Source organism: Exiguobacterium sp. s89, from assembly GCF_018617735.1.
Lineage (GTDB): Bacteria > Bacillota > Bacilli > Exiguobacteriales > Exiguobacteriaceae > Exiguobacterium > Exiguobacterium marinum.
On sequence record NZ_JACSKS010000003.1, the window covers coordinates 128,309 to 143,756 of the forward strand.

Annotated in this window: 14 protein-coding genes; 9 read left to right on the forward strand and 5 right to left on the reverse strand. The window is 47.8% G+C overall.

Annotated features, from left to right (window positions below):
• Positions 1-7: 7 nt before the first annotated feature.
• A complete protein-coding gene (locus KNO96_RS10460; protein ID WP_214703595.1) occupies positions 8-1,192 on the reverse strand; it encodes an amidohydrolase in 1,185 nt (394 codons plus the stop codon).
• Positions 1,193-1,320: 128 nt separating this feature from the next.
• On the opposite strand from KNO96_RS10460, the gene KNO96_RS10465 reads away from it, so the two are divergent.
• Both KNO96_RS10465 and htpX read left to right on the forward strand, forming a co-directional pair.
• Positions 1,321-1,869 carry a LemA family protein gene (locus KNO96_RS10465; RefSeq protein WP_015880351.1) on the forward strand — a complete coding sequence of 183 codons (549 nt, stop codon included), beginning with the start codon at positions 1,321-1,323 and terminating at the stop codon, positions 1,867-1,869.
• Between the two features lie 18 nt (positions 1,870-1,887).
• Positions 1,888-2,775, forward strand: coding sequence for a zinc metalloprotease HtpX (htpX, locus tag KNO96_RS10470; RefSeq protein WP_214703596.1), 888 nt, complete (start codon positions 1,888-1,890; stop codon positions 2,773-2,775).
• A 285-nt stretch (positions 2,776-3,060) separates the two neighbouring features.
• Here the strand turns inward: htpX and nagE are convergent, their stop codons facing one another.
• The 3 genes from nagE to KNO96_RS10485 are packed head-to-tail and all read right to left on the reverse strand — an operon-like array spanning position 3,061 to position 5,905.
• Positions 3,061-4,551: an N-acetylglucosamine-specific PTS transporter subunit IIBC gene (gene nagE, locus KNO96_RS10475; RefSeq protein WP_214703597.1), complete on the reverse strand. Its 1,491-nt coding sequence runs from the start codon at positions 4,549-4,551 to the stop codon at positions 3,061-3,063.
• A 2-nt stretch (positions 4,552-4,553) separates the two neighbouring features.
• The gene (locus KNO96_RS10480; RefSeq protein ID WP_251125162.1) at positions 4,554-5,396 is read right to left on the reverse strand and encodes a PRD domain-containing protein; all 843 of its coding nucleotides are present in this window, start codon (positions 5,394-5,396) and stop codon (positions 4,554-4,556) included.
• A gap of 20 nt (positions 5,397-5,416) precedes the next feature.
• A complete protein-coding gene (locus KNO96_RS10485; RefSeq protein WP_214703598.1) occupies positions 5,417-5,905 on the reverse strand; it encodes a PTS sugar transporter subunit IIA in 489 nt (162 codons plus the stop codon).
• A 457-nt stretch (positions 5,906-6,362) separates the two neighbouring features.
• On the opposite strand from KNO96_RS10485, the gene KNO96_RS10490 reads away from it, so the two are divergent.
• Together KNO96_RS10490 and KNO96_RS10495 are read left to right on the forward strand one after the other, a co-directional pair.
• Entirely contained in the window at positions 6,363-8,279 is a 1,917-nt protein-coding gene (locus tag KNO96_RS10490; RefSeq protein WP_214703599.1) for an endonuclease MutS2, read from the forward strand.
• 63 nt (positions 8,280-8,342) lie between these two features.
• Entirely contained in the window at positions 8,343-9,050 is a 708-nt protein-coding gene (locus KNO96_RS10495; RefSeq protein ID WP_214703600.1) for a hypothetical protein, read from the forward strand.
• Between the two features lie 33 nt (positions 9,051-9,083).
• On the opposite strand, the gene KNO96_RS10500 is transcribed toward KNO96_RS10495, so the two are convergent.
• The gene (locus KNO96_RS10500) at positions 9,084-9,635 is read right to left on the reverse strand and encodes a hypothetical protein (RefSeq protein ID WP_214703601.1); all 552 of its coding nucleotides are present in this window, start codon (positions 9,633-9,635) and stop codon (positions 9,084-9,086) included.
• Positions 9,636-9,779: 144 nt separating this feature from the next.
• Here KNO96_RS10500 and KNO96_RS10505 point away from each other — a divergent pair, with 144 nt between their 5' ends.
• The 5 genes from KNO96_RS10505 to KNO96_RS10525 all read left to right on the forward strand — a co-directional run bounded on the left by KNO96_RS10505 (position 9,780) and on the right by KNO96_RS10525 (position 15,444).
• Positions 9,780-10,430, forward strand: coding sequence for a response regulator transcription factor (locus KNO96_RS10505; protein ID WP_026824624.1), 651 nt, complete (start codon positions 9,780-9,782; stop codon positions 10,428-10,430).
• Positions 10,427-11,695, forward strand: a complete 1,269-nt coding sequence (locus KNO96_RS10510) for a HAMP domain-containing sensor histidine kinase (protein WP_214703602.1) — start codon at positions 10,427-10,429, stop codon at positions 11,693-11,695. Before KNO96_RS10505 ends, KNO96_RS10510 begins: the two co-directional genes overlap by 4 nt.
• Positions 11,686-12,429 (forward strand): AAA family ATPase, encoded by a 744-nt coding sequence (locus tag KNO96_RS10515; RefSeq protein ID WP_214703792.1) that lies wholly within the window; start codon positions 11,686-11,688, stop codon positions 12,427-12,429. The genes KNO96_RS10510 and KNO96_RS10515 overlap by 10 nt, the downstream gene beginning before the upstream one ends.
• Positions 12,430-12,639: 210 nt before the next feature.
• Complete coding sequence (gene licT / locus KNO96_RS14480; RefSeq protein WP_214703603.1) at positions 12,640-13,491, forward strand: BglG family transcription antiterminator LicT; 852 nt, start codon at positions 12,640-12,642, stop codon at positions 13,489-13,491.
• Between the two features lie 102 nt (positions 13,492-13,593).
• Complete coding sequence (locus tag KNO96_RS10525; protein ID WP_214703604.1) at positions 13,594-15,444, forward strand: beta-glucoside-specific PTS transporter subunit IIABC; 1,851 nt, start codon at positions 13,594-13,596, stop codon at positions 15,442-15,444.
• The last annotated feature ends 4 nt before the right edge of the window (positions 15,445-15,448 follow it).

The following is a 15,448-nucleotide window of genomic DNA, read 5'->3' on the forward strand; positions in this document are numbered from 1 at the left end:
GGTCGCATCAGTCCTCTTTTTCATGTGTCATCCATGTGCGTTGTAAAGCGCCTAACAAGACGTGAGCCGTGTGCAACATCGCCCGTTCATCCACATCGAAGCGAGGATGATGATGAGGGAAGATTGCTGAAAGCCCGGGATTCCCTGCCCCTGTGAAGAAAAAGCTACCGGGGACATGCTCGACATAGTAAGCGAAGTCTTCCCCGACCATGAGCGGGGACATTTCGATGACACCGTCTGCCCCGACGACATCCATCGCGCTCAAGCGGACGAGTTCTGTTTCGGTCACATGATTCACGACAGCAGGATACCCTTTTATATACTCCAATTCGTAATCGGCATCACTCGCCTCACAGACAGAACGGATGATTCGTTCCATATCGGAGATGATTTTTTCTTGCGTCTCCCGAGTGAATGTCCGCACGGTACCAGATAACTTCGCTTCTTCGGCAATGACGTTGAACGCTTGCCCGGAGTGGAGCGTCCCGATAGTCAACACGGCAGGTTCGAGTGGGTCGATACGTCGACTGACAACTTGTTGGAGATGATTTGCTACGTTTACGGAGACCATGAGGGCATCGACCGTATGTTGTGGAATCGCACCGTGCCCACCTGTTCCTTTAATCGTCAATTCAAATCGATCGGCTGCGGCCATGATAGGACCTGTTTTGACACCAACTGTTCCAAAAGGGAGCGGTGTCCAAATGTGCGCACCATAAATATAGTCCACATTGTTGAGGCATCCGTCTTCAATCATCGGTTTGGCACCACCTGGAGATAATTCTTCGGCAAATTGGTGAATCAATACGACGTCTCCAGGAAGTGACACCTCGGTTAATACTTTCGCGAGGACGAGAAGTGTCGCTGTATGGGCATCGTGTCCACAAGCATGCATGACGCCATTTACTTTTGAACGATATGGAACGTCTTTCACATCTTGAATGGGAAGAGCATCAAAGTCAGCGCGTAACGCGATGGTCGGACCGTCACCGCCTTTGATTCGACCGACGACACCGTTTCCGCCAACATGTTCACGTACTTCGATCCCAAGTTCACGGAGGTACGAGGCGATCTTTTTTGGTGTTTCGACTTCTTGAAAAGACAGTTCCGGATATTGATGAAAATGACGTCGCAGGGATACCATTTCTTCAAATAACTCCGTCAAGCGTATTTCAGCATTCGTGACAGTCATTGCGTACACTCCTTTGTGATCAACGCATCAAGAATTGCAACCATTTGCAGATTTTTTTGAAAGTTAAGCTTATCTTATATGAGTAAAGGGAATTAATACAGGAGAAACTGAAGAAATGAGGTGCCAACATGGGGTGGATTATTGCGATTGTAGCAGTTGTCGTGCTCGTACTCATCTATTTTTCGATGTACAACGGGCTCGTCAAATATCGAAATTGGGTCGACGAGGCGTGGGCTCAAATCGATGTGCAATTAAAACGGCGTTATGACTTGATTCCGAATTTGGTCGAAACGGTGAAGGGCTATGCAAAACACGAGCAAGAAACGCTTGCGAAGGTCGTTGAGCTGAGAAACCAGCTCGGAGAAAAGTCGAATCGCCAAGACCAGATGGCGGTGAACGATCAGCTGAGCGGGGCGCTGAAAAACTTGTTTGCGCTTCGTGAGGCGTACCCGGACTTGAAAGCGAATGAGAACTTCAAGATGTTGCAGGAAGAATTGACACAGACGGAAAACAAAGTGGCGTATTCGCGCCAGCTCTATAACAATACGGTCATGAAGTATAACACAAAAATCGAATCGGTACCGACGAATATCATCGCGTCCGTCCATCACTTTGAAAAGCGCGATATGCTCGAGGCGCGTGCCGAAGAGCGCGAGAACGTTCGCGTCTCGTTTTGATGAATCGAGGTGGCACGTATGCTCCTCTATGAACAAATTCGAAAGAATAAAGTGAAGACGGTGTTCATCGTGACAGGATTCGTTTTATTCGTCCTTCTCGTCGGAGCAGCCATCTCCTACGTCAATTATGGGGATGCGATTCCAGGGTTGATTTTCACACCCGTCTTTTCCTTGTTTTATGTCGGTATCGTCATCATGTCGAGTACGAACATCGTCATGAGAATGAACCGGGCGCAAGAAGTGACTTCGGTAGAAGAGCACCGCTTTTTATGGCATACGGTCGAAAACATGGCGATGGTCGCGCGAGTACCGATGCCTCGCATTTTTATCATCAATGATTCGTCACCGAACGCATTTGCGACCGGACTGAAACCAGAAAAGGCGGCCGTCGCCGTCACGACCGGGCTGTTGGATCAACTGTCGCGTGAAGAAGTGGAAGGTGTGATTGCGCATGAGGTCGCACACATTAAAAATTATGACGTGCGACTCTCGACGGTCACGCTCGCACTCGTGTCAGTGATCGCCATCATGAGTGATATCGGGTCGCGCATGTTATTTTTCCGGAGTATCAGTGGAGGACGACGTGACCAAAATCAAAATCCAATCTTTCTCATCATTGGACTCGTTTTGTTGGTGTTGGCCCCGCTTATTGCAATGCTCATCAATATGGCGATTTCACGTAATCGTGAGTTTCTGGCAGATGCGAGTGGAGCGGAACTGACCCGTAACCCGGATGCACTCGCCTCGGCGCTTGAGAAGATTGCAAACGTGGAGACGCCGGTCGAGCAAGCGTCGAGTGCCTCGGCACCGCTTTACTTCTCCGATCCACTTAAAAAGAAAGTGAGCGGTCTGTTCTCGACGCACCCCGATCCAGTGGAGCGTATTTCCCGACTTCGTCAAATGTAAGAAGGGCCTGTCCGTTGCGACAGGCTCTTTATGTTACACTGAACTGGGAAAATAAGGGGGGTAGATGATTTGAGTAGAAATATGTACATAGGTTTAGGAGTTGCTTTACTAGTCGTATTGTTTTTATTAGGACTAGTACCATATACAGTGCAGGTAGTGCTTAAGGTGTTCATGTGGCTCACGCAGTACATCTTGCCGTGGATTTTCCTCTATTATTTCATACAATTCTATAAACGCTATGCGGCCAAACAAGAAAAGCCACCTGAATGAGGTGGCTTTCGACGTTTATCCAGCGCGGTGGCTACGGATTTTTTCAATCTCATCGAGGACGAACTGAACGTTTGTCCCGACGATGACTTGAATATGGTTTGGACTGACGACTTTGATTCCTGGAATACCGGCTTTCTTGATTTGATCTTGGTTGACCGTATCCATGTCTTTGACATCGACGCGTAAGCGTGTGATACAAGACTCGATTCCCGTGACGTTTCTGTCACCACCAAGACCGTCATAGATCATATTCGCCATGGCTGAGAATTCGTTACCAGAAGCTGATGCGACCGGTGCGACTTTCGTTTCGCCGTCTGTCGTTTCACTTGCAACCGCATCAACGACTTCATCCGATTCACGACCTGGTGTTGCTAAGTTGAGCTTCACAATCATGAAGCGGAAGATCGCGTAGTAAATGACTGCAAACACGAGACCTTGAACGAGTAACATGTACGGTTGGTTCGCGAGCGGCAAGCGTGAACTCAACACGAAGTCAACCAATCCTGCACTGAATCCGAACCCGGCTGTCCATTGGAACGTTGCCGCGATGAAGAGCGAGATTCCTGTAAGGACGGCGTGTACAAGGTAAAGAACAGGTGCGAGGAACATGAATGAGAACTCGAGTGGTTCTGTCACACCAGTAAAGAATGAAGCAAATGCAGCTGCGAGAAGAAGTGAGGCCGCTTGTTTCTTACGCTTTGTCTTCGCTGTGTGGTACATCGCAAGTGCTGCGGCCGGAAGACCGAACATCATGATTGGGAAGTAACCGGCTTGATACATCCCCGTCACACCTTTTTCACCTTCACCTGACCAGAACTTTCCGATATCGTTAATGTCGGCGACATCGAACCAGAAAACAGAGTTGAGGGCGTGGTGGAGACCCGTTGGAATTAAGAGACGGTTAAAGAAGCCGTAGAGTCCGGCACCGAATGCGCCAAGTTTTGAAATCGATTCTCCAAATCCGACGAGACCTGTATAGACGAACGGCCAGATGAAGTAAAGGGCGACCGATACGAGAATCATCGAGAAGGCTGTCATGATTGGAACGAGACGCTTTCCACTAAAGAAGGCGAGAGCATCAGGTAGTTTGACTTGACTGAATCGGTTATACATGGAAGCGGCGACGAGACCGGATAGAATCCCGACGAAAGCATTCCCAATCTTACCGAATGCTGGGTTGACGGCTTCTACATCAATTCCTTGGAACAACGCAACCGTTCCCGCAGAGAGAAGCGTGGTGACAGTCAAGAAGGCAACAAGTCCGCTAAGTGCTGCTGAACCGTCACGGTTTTTGGCCATCCCGAGGGCGACCCCGACTGCGAAAAGAATTGGAATGTTATCGATAATGGCGGCACCCGCTTTAATTAAAAATGCAGCGGCAATGTTTTCAGATCCCCAGCCGACTGGGTCAATCCAATAACCAATCCCCATGAGAATGGCGGCAGCCGGAAGTACGGCGACCGGTAACATGAGAGAACGTCCGAGACGTTGGAAAAAGTTCATCATTGTTAATGTCCTCCTTTTTGATGGTGTTGATCTTGTAGACGTTGGATGTGAAGCGTAATATAACCAAGTTCTGACTCGGGCAAGACGATGCCATATGTCTCTTCCATTTCTTTCGCGACATCAGATGCGCACGCATAAGCAGACGTGAACTTCGTCTGAATCATGCGAAGCATGTCTTCATCAATCGTGTGATGATCGTAATGGTTGACCCGATCCATGACGAACCGTAAATGGGTTAATAATCGTTGGTAGGATAAGTCATCTTCTTCAATGGATACATCGAGTCGTCTTGAAATCGATTGAATCATGTCGCGGACAATCGTTGTCTGTTTGACCGTCTTGCGTAAATCACCTCCTTTCACTTTCATCGTATGGATATGAAGCGCGATGAACGCGGCTTCGTCTTTCGGCATTTTCACGTTGAGCTTTTCAGCGATATGTTCAATCGCCCACAGTCCAATCTCGTACTCATTGCGATAGAGGATTTTAATCTCATTCAACAGTTTGTTGCGTAATAAGATGCCATCCATCTCCCGTTCGATGGCGAACGAGATGTGGTCGGTCAAGACGATGTGGATATGTTCGTTGAACGATGTCTCGAGACGCTTCTCTGCATAGGAGATAATATCCTCGGAAACGGTGAAGTGCTCAACCGGGATCCGACTCAATAACTGTTGGAACTTGTCATTCTCTGGCATGATGAACAACTTTTCGATTTTATGTGGATTGACGATGTCGTTCTTCGTTTTTTTAAACGCGACGCCCGGACCAATCGCAATCTTTTCTTCCCCATCATCTGAGACGATGACCGCATTGTTGTTTAGAATCTTTTTGATTTTAATCATGTGTCCTCCTTGTTCCGGAGTCACGCTTCCACTCGGGCGACAACCGTCTTGCCTGGTACGGCTTCCTTCGTGAATGTGAAGGCGTAATGATGAGCAAGCGCGCCTCCATTCGTCACGACCATTGGCGTGACCGTGTCCTTACCGGCTTGATGGATTTGTGCTAAGTCTGCTGTCAGTAACAGCTGTCCCGTCTTAACGTGGTCGCCCACATCTACTTGAAGATCAAACGGTCGACCTTCGAGTTCGACGGTATCGAGACCGACGTGAATCAAAATCTCAGCCCCATCCTCGGTCCGAATGCCGATGGCGTGCTTTGTCGGAGCGATTTGTACGATTTCGCCGTCAGCCGGTGAGACGACGGCGCCATCCGTTGGTGTGATGGCAATACCGTCGCCCATCATTTTTTCGCTGAAGACCGAGTCCGCTACTTGTTCGAGTGGAATGACGTCTCCTTCCATTGGTGAGTGCAGTGTGGGTTTGTGTCGATTCATTAACTTATTCCATAGCATATCTACTACATCCTTTCTTGAAACAAAACGCCGAAAAACAAAACAGGCATGGAGTATAGACGGGTGGCATGCACCGTACGTCTTACCCCATGCCTGATCGAATCAGTCACATGTGATCGCTATTCGTTTCTTCACGTTCAACATAACATGTGTGGATTTAAGACACAAGACTTTTTTGAAAGCGTTCTCTAAAATTTTACAAGGCAGAGAATCTGTTGTATAGTAAGGACGAATCTAAGTGAGAAAGGTGTTGCATGTTGATGAGTGAGGTTGTATCTGCCTAACGAACTGAAAAATGTCGGATGACACGTTTATTTGTCATGCCGTCATGTTCCGTTACAGATACCGCCCATCAAAAACTGCCAGACACCGGTCTGTCTTTTTGCGTTGGTCGTCATCGACCGACGCTTTTTTGTTTGCGCGGTATCTCGATTCTATCATTTGAGGAGAGAGACACATGGACGAACAAACATTTGAAAAATTACAATACAACGAATTGATGACGAGAGTAGAGCGCTTCTGCATCAGCGGATTCGGGAGAAGGTTACTCAGACAACAACGTCCGACGAGCCACATCGCGACGGTGAAGAAACGTCTGCAGGAAACGTCCGAAGCCCGAGCGATTTTAGATGCGACGTCACACGTCCCATTTATCGGCGTGTCTGACATGGAGACGATTATCGGGAAACTGCAACGAGGCATCCAACTCGAAGCAACAGAACTTGAAGCGGTCGCCGAGTTTTTACGGGGAGCGCGCAAACTGAAACGATTCATGCTCGAACATGAATTCTTTGCACCGCTTCTTTCGGCTTATGCTGTCGGGATGGGCGAATGGCGGACGCTAGAAGAAGACATCACACGAGCGATTCGAGCTGGTCAAGTCGTCGACGAGGCGTCGAAAGAGTTGAAGCGGATTCGCAAGCAAGTCGACATTTTGGAAGGACGAATCGAGGAACGATTGAACAAATTCTTAAAGAGCGCTGCCAATCGCGAGATGATTCAAGACGGATTTGTCACGAAAAAACAGGACCGCTTCACGATCCCAATCAAAGCTTCATACAAGCACAAAGTAGCGGGTACGATTGTAGACACATCGAATCGAGGCACGACGGTCTTTATCGAACCGGAAGCCATATCAAAATTGAATGCAGAACTCGTCGTCAAGCGTACGGAAGAAGCGGTGGAAGTGTATCAAGTGTTGGCGACATTGACGGGAGCAGTGACTGAAGTCCTTCCTGAAATTGAATCGACACTCGATGTCATCGCCCAGTACGATATGGTTTTCGCCAAAGGGAAGTATAGTCAATCGATTAATGGCGTGACACCACACGTGAATGCGACTGGTCGAATTCAATTGAAACAAGTACGTCATCCACTCTTAGAAAGTGCCGTTCCACTCGATTTTGCCATCGGGACGGACTATCGCGGCTTAATTATCACCGGACCGAACGCCGGCGGAAAGACGGTCGTATTGAAAACGATTGGACTTCTCAGTCTCATGACCATGACAGGATTGCATATCCCGGCACACACCGACACGGTCATCTCTACATTCGATGAGGTGTTCGTCGATATCGGAGATAATCAAGATTTGGAGTCGGCACTCAGTACGTTCTCGGCGCATATGCACAATGTGGCGAATATTATGCAAACCGCTGGAAAACGGTCACTCTTGTTATTCGACGAAATCGGAAGCGGTACGGAACCGAACGAAGGAGCCGCTCTTGCAATTGCCATCTTAGAAGCGGCATATAAACGAGGGGCGATTGTCGTGGCTTCGACCCATTACGGAGAAATCAAATCGTATTCTGAATCCCACCCAGATTTCATGAACGCTGCGATGCAGTTTGACCCGGAAACGCTCGAACCGAAATATCGATTGCTCATGGGGCAGTCTGGTGATAGCAACGCCCTCTTTATCGCCCGCAAGATGAAGTTGCCGGAAGCGATATTGAAACAGGCATCTCGTTACATGAACGAGAAAACGTATGACACTACGAAAGTCGATGATTCTAAAATCACACGCGAAATCGAAGCGGCACCGCTTGAAGAGGCGGAACGCTTTGAAAAAGGTGACCGTGTCCGGTTGTTAGAGACGAATCAAGTCGGGCTTGTCTATGCGTTCGATGCATCTCGTCGGCATGTCCGAGTGTTCGTGAATGACGATTACGTAGAGTTGCCGAGTCGTCGTGTCCGGTTAGAAGCACGTGCCACAGAGCTTTATCCGGCTGACTATGATTTGGAAACGCTATTCACGACGTATCAGGAACGAAAGGAGGCGCACGACTTCGAACGAGGATCGAAAAAAGCGCTACGGCGAGTGGAGAAAGAGATTCGGGAAAGAAAGAAACAAGAGCGATCTAACCGAAAATGAATGTGACATACAGCGAAAGGGTAAAAGCACATAGGGAGAAGTCTTAATGCGGGAGGGGCTTATGTGTTCGAGTTAAGTTTTTGGTTTGCACTCGGTTTTGCGATGATTCACTTTTTTTCAGGAAAGCTCATTCATGTGCGTGAAGTGCCGAGGAGCCGTTTTTTATCAGTGGCGGGCGGGATTGCCGTTGCTTATGTATTCCTTCATCTATTGCCAGAGTTAAATGAGTACCAACGTGAACTAGAAGGGGAGATTGGAAACAACGTCTTCGCCTCCCTCGAGAACCATATCTTGATCATCAGTATGTTAGGACTGGCTGTCTTTTACGGGCTCGAGCGATTCGCAACGGCCAACAAACGTAAACAAAAACCGTATGTGTTTTGGATTCACATAGGTTCATTCACGCTCTATACGTTTAGCATCGGATATGTGCTCGCAGAAAGTGAATTTCAGTCAAATGGGACGATGTTTCTTTACTTCATAGCGCTTGGCATTCACTTTGTTACGGTCGATCAAGGATTGCGTCAGCATCATCAACAACTTTATGATCGACAGGGACGCGTCTTGTTAGCGCTTGCTGTACTTGTAGGGTGGGCGGTCGGTTCGTTTGGAGAAGTGAATGAACTCGGTCTATCTATCGTTGTCGCCTTTTTGGCAGGTGGCGTCATCTTGAACGTCATGAAAGAAGAGTTACCTGCTGAGCGAGAGAGTAGTTTTGGTGCATTTTTGATTGGTTTATTAGGATATGCGTTTTTATTACTCGTCATATAAAAAGGCAGCCACCGCGTGTGGCTGCCTTTTGACTTACAAGCTGTTGCTTTGACTCTCTACATTGCTATCGTTCTCTGTTGAAGCGTCGTCATGATGTGGTCCGTGACCATGGCCATGGCGACCACCTTCTCGTCCACCGCGCATGCCACGTGCATCTTCTAAATCATCGTAACTCGTCACGTCAGCAAAGCGCTCTTCGTGATCCGCTAGGATTTGATCGGCCTCTTCTTGAGTCAATTTCCCGTCTTCCACAGCAGTCGTAAGTTTTTCTTCGTGTGACGTCATGATCGCGTCGATGAATGCATCAATTGAAATGCCTTTTTCTTCTGCGAGCTCATGAATCGACTGTCTATTTTCACGGGCTGCATCCACTTCTTCTTCTGTCAATCCGAGCGCCTCGATAAGCGCTGTATGACCCGCTTCTCGGTCACCAACCATGCCAGAACCTCTTTCTCCACGCTCGCATTGTGTCGATTCCGTCGTTGTCGATTCATCTGTCGTCGTGTCATTCGTCGCGGCATATACGCCAGTGCCTGAGACAGCCAATAGACTGGCCAAGGCGATTGCTAATTTTGTTGATTTCATGTATATCTCCTCCTTTTGATACTTCAAGTGTAGAACTTGAGAGAACTGAAGTTGTGAGAGAGTTGCAAGATTTCTGCAAATTGTCTTTGGGAAACGGTGGGGCATTCCATGTGTACGATATAATGGATGTGGAGGCGATAGAAGATGAACGTACTCGTAGTGGAAGATGAACAAAAACTTGCGGACGGCATGTCTCGCTTTTTAGTATATGCAGGGTTTAATGTGACAGTGGCGATGACCCTCAGCGAAGCGAAGCAACAGTTACATCAGCGCTTTGATGCAGTTTTACTCGACGTCCGTCTCCCTGATGGAGAAGGATGGACCTTGATTCCAACGTTAAAAGCGCAACAGCCCGCTCCTGCTATTATCCTGACGACGGCTCGTGGTGAAGCAGATGATCGCGTATTCGGATTAGAACTTGGGGCGGACGATTATTTGGTCAAACCCATCGTTTTGAAAGAATTGGAGATTCGCCTGAAGCGTCTCGTGAAACAGACCGATATGATTCGGTTCGGTGCGCTCACCATCGACCTCAAATCGAGGATGGTACAAGAGAACGGAAGAACGCTCCGGCTGACGAACAAAGAATATGAACTGCTCTTGTATTTATGGAAGCACGTCGGTGAGGCGTTGGATCGGAATCGCCTGCTCGACGATGTATGGGATTATGCGTTCGTCGGAGATACACGTACGGTCGACACCCATATTAAACAATTACGTGATAAATCACCTACACTAAAAGAACAGCTGAAGACCGTTCATCGGGTCGGTTATCGATTAGAGGGACTGTCATGAATCGCTTAATGAAGAAATTATTGTGGACAGCTATCTTGCCCCTTGCTGTGATGGCGCTTTTAACATTTGGTCTCACGTCACTTTTAATCGGACGGTTCGCAGAAGAGGAGACGTATACGCAATTGGAGCGCGAGGCGGCGATCGTGTATGAAGCCATCCAAGAAGGACGTGGAATTCCAGGTCAATTAGACGTACTCCTATTTCAAGACGGGCAACGTATCGAGCTAGAACGTGGTGGAAGGATGCACCGCATGATGCCGATCAGCCTCGACCCGGATGACTTAACAGTTCAGGACGAGGTGAGTGTGAACGGGACTCGTTTCTTGACGTATTTGCAAGAAGAAGGGAACGTTCAAATTGTGACGTACAGTCCTGTGCCATTCTCAAATCCACAGTTTCAGCAAATCTATCTCATCTTAGCGGGTGGATTTATTTTGGCACTGATGGTTGCCATCGGTGTCACGTTTTGGATGAGTCGACGGCTCACGCAACCGCTCGTCGAGTTGAAGCAAGCGACCGCATCGATTATGGAAGGACAACATCACATTACTCTTCCGAATGTGACGAACGATGAGATTGGGGATTTGACCGTCACGATCGGACAAATGAATGCCTCCCTTCAAGAAAAAGAGGCACTTCAAAAATCGTTCATCTCTGGAGTGACCCATGATGTGCGTACACCGCTCGCTATTGTCCGGAATGAGGCGGAAATGTTGGAACTCGGTGTCGTTAATGAGATGGAGGTGGCTATTACGGGCAAAAGCATTACGGAGGAAATAGACCGAATCGACCGGCTTGTCAATCAGATGCTCGAATACTCAAAGTTGTCCTCTGGGACGATTCCACTTGAAATGGAATCGCTTCAACTAGATGACTTAGTTCGCCGATTAACGTCACGCATGTCCGAGTGGTTCCGACAAAAAGACGTGACGCTCGATCTGCAACTCGAAACGGTATCGATTCAAGCCGATCGATTGGCGATGGAACGGGTTCTCTCGAACTTTTTAAGAAATGCGTATGAAGCGAGCCCTATCGGCGGACGTATCACAATCAAACTGACACCTAATCGACTAGAAGTAACAGACGAAGGGAACGGGATTGACCCTGTCGTCCAACTTTCGATTTGGGATATGTATGTGAAAGGAGACCGCTCAAACGGACATGGTCTAGGTCTCGCTATCACGAAATTACTTCTTGAAGCACAAGGACTTTCTTATGGGGTCGAGTCAGAGAAGGGGGCGACGTTTTGGATCGAATGGACATGACTTTATTTTTACGTGGGGTGCGGTTAGAGAAAGACCGCATCCAATCAACGGGTTATCCTTACTCGTTACCAATCTTTCAGACACTCGATGAACTGACGTTTCATCATCCGGTCACGTTTCTCGTTGGAGAGAACGGGAGTGGAAAGTCGACGTTGATTGAGGGGATGGCCGTGGCGGCTGGATTCAACCCAGAAGGCGGAGCACCTTCCTTCCAATTCGAAACGGAGTCAACGCATAGTTCTTTGTATGAAGCGCTGCGCCCGATTCGAGGACCGTATCGTCCGAAAGACGGATTTTTCTTACGTGCGGAAACGGCATATCAGTTGTCGAGTTATGTGGATGAGATGGCGAAACTTGGACCTGACATGGAGCGATTCTATGAAGCGTACGGAGGACGTTCCCTTCATGAGCAGTCGCACGGGGAAGCGTTCCTCTCCCTCATGTTGCATCGATTCCGTGGCGATGGCCTCTATATTTTGGATGAGCCCGAGGCCGCGTTGTCACCGATGCGGCAACTGACGATGCTTGCTCGGATGCATGAACTTGTACAATCCGGCAGTCAATTTATCATCGCCAGTCACTCGCCCATCTTGATGTCGTATCCGGGTGCGATGATCTTACAAGTGGAGACGGGACTTTCCCCGACGCTGTTTGATGACCTCGAGCATGTACGGGTCATGCGCGACTATTTACAAGCGCCGGAGCGGATGCAGCGGATTTTATTTGAAGAGTAAAACGGTCACGATGTAAGCGTTTTAATTTTATGTTGACGTCAAGATTTATAGGGAGTATGCTTATATCGAAAAGAAGAAAATCCACTTTGGGATTGTTACTGGTGATGCAGGCAAAACCTAAATTGACGCCATGACTCCACATTGGACTCTGGTGTGAATTTAGGTTTTTTTCTTTTCAGTTCAGTTGAATGAGAGCGAGGTGAGGAGACCGTGCAGATTTCAAAAGTGTATAACAACAACGTCGTAGCAATCGATGCGAACGGTCAAGAACAGGTCGTGATGGGACGTGGGATTGCGTTTCAAAAACGACCCGGCGATGTCATTGACCAGGCGCGAATCGAAAAAATCTTTACGCTCGAGAGTAAAGAAAGCTATGAGCGTTTCGTTCACTTTTTAAATGAAATGCCGACAGCTGAGATGGAAACAGTGAAGCAAATTGTCAGATTGGCCGAACAGCGGTTGAATCAACCCATTCATGATTCGCTCTATGTGACACTAGCGGACCACCTCCATTTCGCACTTAGTCGGTATCAGGATGGAATCCAAATTCGAAATCCCCTCGTTTGGGAAGTGAAACGATTTTATGCTCCGGAGTTCGCTATCGGAAAAGAAGCGGTTAACCTGATTAATGAGCGGCACGAGGTCAAGCTTGATGAAGACGAAGCAGTTGCGATTGCCTTACACCTCGTCAATGCGACAATGTCTGGTGTCAAGGGTGAAAACCTTCATCTTGTCACCGAGATGACGAGAGCTACGCAAGCGATTCTGACGATCATTACGTACCATTTTCAAATCGAATTGGACGAAGAATCATACGCGTATGCACGATTTTTGACCCATTTAAAATATTTTGTGCAGCGCCTCGCATCCGGAGAGAGGGTCAAATCAACGGGTGACGAAACCCTGTTCCTGATGGTAAAACAGCGATATCCAGAAGCGTTTGAATGTGTCGAAAAAATCGCAGGGTTGATTGCGACGAAATATCATTACGACGTGTCGATGGACGAACGACTGTATATGATGATTCATATCGAAAACTTAATGAAAGAGCGTCGATCCTAAGGATGGTTACTGATGATGCAGGCCAAACCTAAATGACTACACAAGTTGTTGTGTGGTGATTTAGGTTTTTCTTTTTACCTAAAATGATAAGGAGTGAACAAAATGGACCAATACAAACAACTGGCAGAAACGATTGTGGAGCATGTCGGCGGTAAGGAAAACGTCAAAAGCGTCTTTCACTGTGCAACACGATTACGCTTCAAACTAAAAGATGAATCAAAGGCGAGTGCGGCTACATTGAAACAACAAGATGGTATCATCACCGTCGTTCAAAGCGGCGGACAGTTTCAAGTCGTAATCGGAAACAATGTACCATACGTCTATAAAGAGATTGTCGAAGTCGGCGGGTTTCAAACTGCATCGACCGACGCTGAAGAGAAAACAGGCGTGTTCAACCGACTGATTGATGTGATTGCCGGAATCTTTACTCCAATTCTCGGACCAATGGCAGGTAGTGGTCTTTTGAAAGGATTGCTTGCGATTCTCGTTGCGCTCGGATTATTGAAACAAGAGATGGGAACGTATGTCGTCTTAAATGCTGCGGCAGACGCACTATTTTACTTCCTACCCGTGATTTTAGGACATTCGGCTGCGAAGAAATTTGGTGGGAACCCGTACATTGGGATGATTATCGGGGGGGCGCTCGTTTATCCTTCGATTGTCGCGATTCAAGGAGCGGGTGAGTCGTTAACGTTTCTCAATGTACCAGTCGTCTTGATGAGTTATGCGTCTTCGGTCATTCCAATCATCTTGGCGACATACATGTCTTCAAAAGTCGAAACATTCTTCAACCGCCATACACATGAGGCGGTCCGAAATTTCACGACGCCGATGATGGCATTGTTACTTGTTGTCCCGTTGACTTTTTTAGCAATTGGACCGGTCGCGACGTATGCGAGTCAAGGGTTGGCGAACGGATATTCGTTCTTATATGATTTGAGTCCGACAATCGCCATCGCATTCATCGGTGCGTTCTGGCAAGTGCTCGTCATGTTCGGACTTCACTGGGGACTTGTGCCGATCATCATCAACAACTTATCGGTTGTCGGTATGGATACGATCGTTGTCGGTGTATTGATGGCCACATTTGGTCAGGTCGGTGCTGTTTTAGCAATCACGTTAAAGGCGAAAAATCCAAAGGTGAAAGGTTTAGGGACTTCCTCTACCATTGCGGGTGTCTTCGGGATTACAGAACCGGCTATGTACGGATTGACGTTACCTCGTAAGAAGCCATTCGTTTTCGGGATGATTGGTGGAGCGGCAGGTGGTGTTATTGGTGGTCTGTTCGGTACAGCAGCTTATGCGATGGGAGGACTCGGAATCTTCAGTATCCCAGTTATGATTCCGGCAACGGGTGTCGATTTAGCCTTTTACGGCGCATTTATTGGAATGGCGGTAGCAGCAGTGGTCGCCCTCGTATTGACAATGGTGTTCCACAAAGAAGAAGCGACAGTCGAGTCGCAGGAACAAGAAGTCGCAGAGTCTGTATCTGAGCAAGTAGGTTTTCCGGTCTCAGCTCCATTGAAAGGAGAAGTCGTGTCACTTGAGACGGTTCAAGATGAAGTGTTCTCGAGTGGGGCGATAGGGAAAGGAATTGCCATCATGCCTTCAGAAGGTACAGTGTATGCTCCGTTTGACGGCGAAATCGTCACGGTTTACCCATCAAAACATGCAATCGGCCTTCGATCTAATACCGGTGTGGAAGTATTGATTCACATTGGTATAGACACGGTTAAACTAAACGGAAAGTACTTTGAAACATTTGTGACGGATGGACAGAAAGTGAAAGAAGGAGATTCGCTCGTCCGGTTTGATATGGATGCCATCGCTCGTGAAGGATATGACACGATCACGCCAATCATTGTGACGAATACCGATCATTATTTAGATGTATTGCCAACTTATACAGGAACGGTAGAAGCGAATCATGGCGTATTGCGTGTCATTGTATAACAAA

Bases quoted from the DNA above. Each gene is read 5' to 3' on its own strand.
- KNO96_RS10460 (WP_214703595.1), bottom strand. From the start codon at position 1,192: ATGACTGTCACGAATGCTGAAATACGCTTGACGGAGTTATTTGAAGAA.
- KNO96_RS10485 (WP_214703598.1), bottom strand. From the start codon at position 5,905: ATGCTATGGAATAAGTTAATGAATCGACACAAACCCACACTGCACTCA.
- KNO96_RS10505 (WP_026824624.1), top strand. From the start codon at position 9,780: ATGAACGTACTCGTAGTGGAAGATGAACAAAAACTTGCGGACGGCATG.
- KNO96_RS10500 (WP_214703601.1), bottom strand. From the start codon at position 9,635: ATGAAATCAACAAAATTAGCAATCGCCTTGGCCAGTCTATTGGCTGTC.
- KNO96_RS10525 (WP_214703604.1), top strand. From the start codon at position 13,594: ATGGACCAATACAAACAACTGGCAGAAACGATTGTGGAGCATGTCGGC.
- KNO96_RS10465 (WP_015880351.1), top strand. From the start codon at position 1,321: ATGGGGTGGATTATTGCGATTGTAGCAGTTGTCGTGCTCGTACTCATC.
- KNO96_RS10515 (WP_214703792.1), top strand. From the start codon at position 11,686: ATGGACATGACTTTATTTTTACGTGGGGTGCGGTTAGAGAAAGACCGC.
- nagE (WP_214703597.1), bottom strand. From the start codon at position 4,551: ATGATGAACTTTTTCCAACGTCTCGGACGTTCTCTCATGTTACCGGTC.
- KNO96_RS10510 (WP_214703602.1), top strand. From the start codon at position 10,427: ATGAATCGCTTAATGAAGAAATTATTGTGGACAGCTATCTTGCCCCTT.
- htpX (WP_214703596.1), top strand. From the start codon at position 1,888: ATGCTCCTCTATGAACAAATTCGAAAGAATAAAGTGAAGACGGTGTTC.
- KNO96_RS10490 (WP_214703599.1), top strand. From the start codon at position 6,363: ATGGACGAACAAACATTTGAAAAATTACAATACAACGAATTGATGACG.
- KNO96_RS10480 (WP_251125162.1), bottom strand. From the start codon at position 5,396: ATGATTAAAATCAAAAAGATTCTAAACAACAATGCGGTCATCGTCTCA.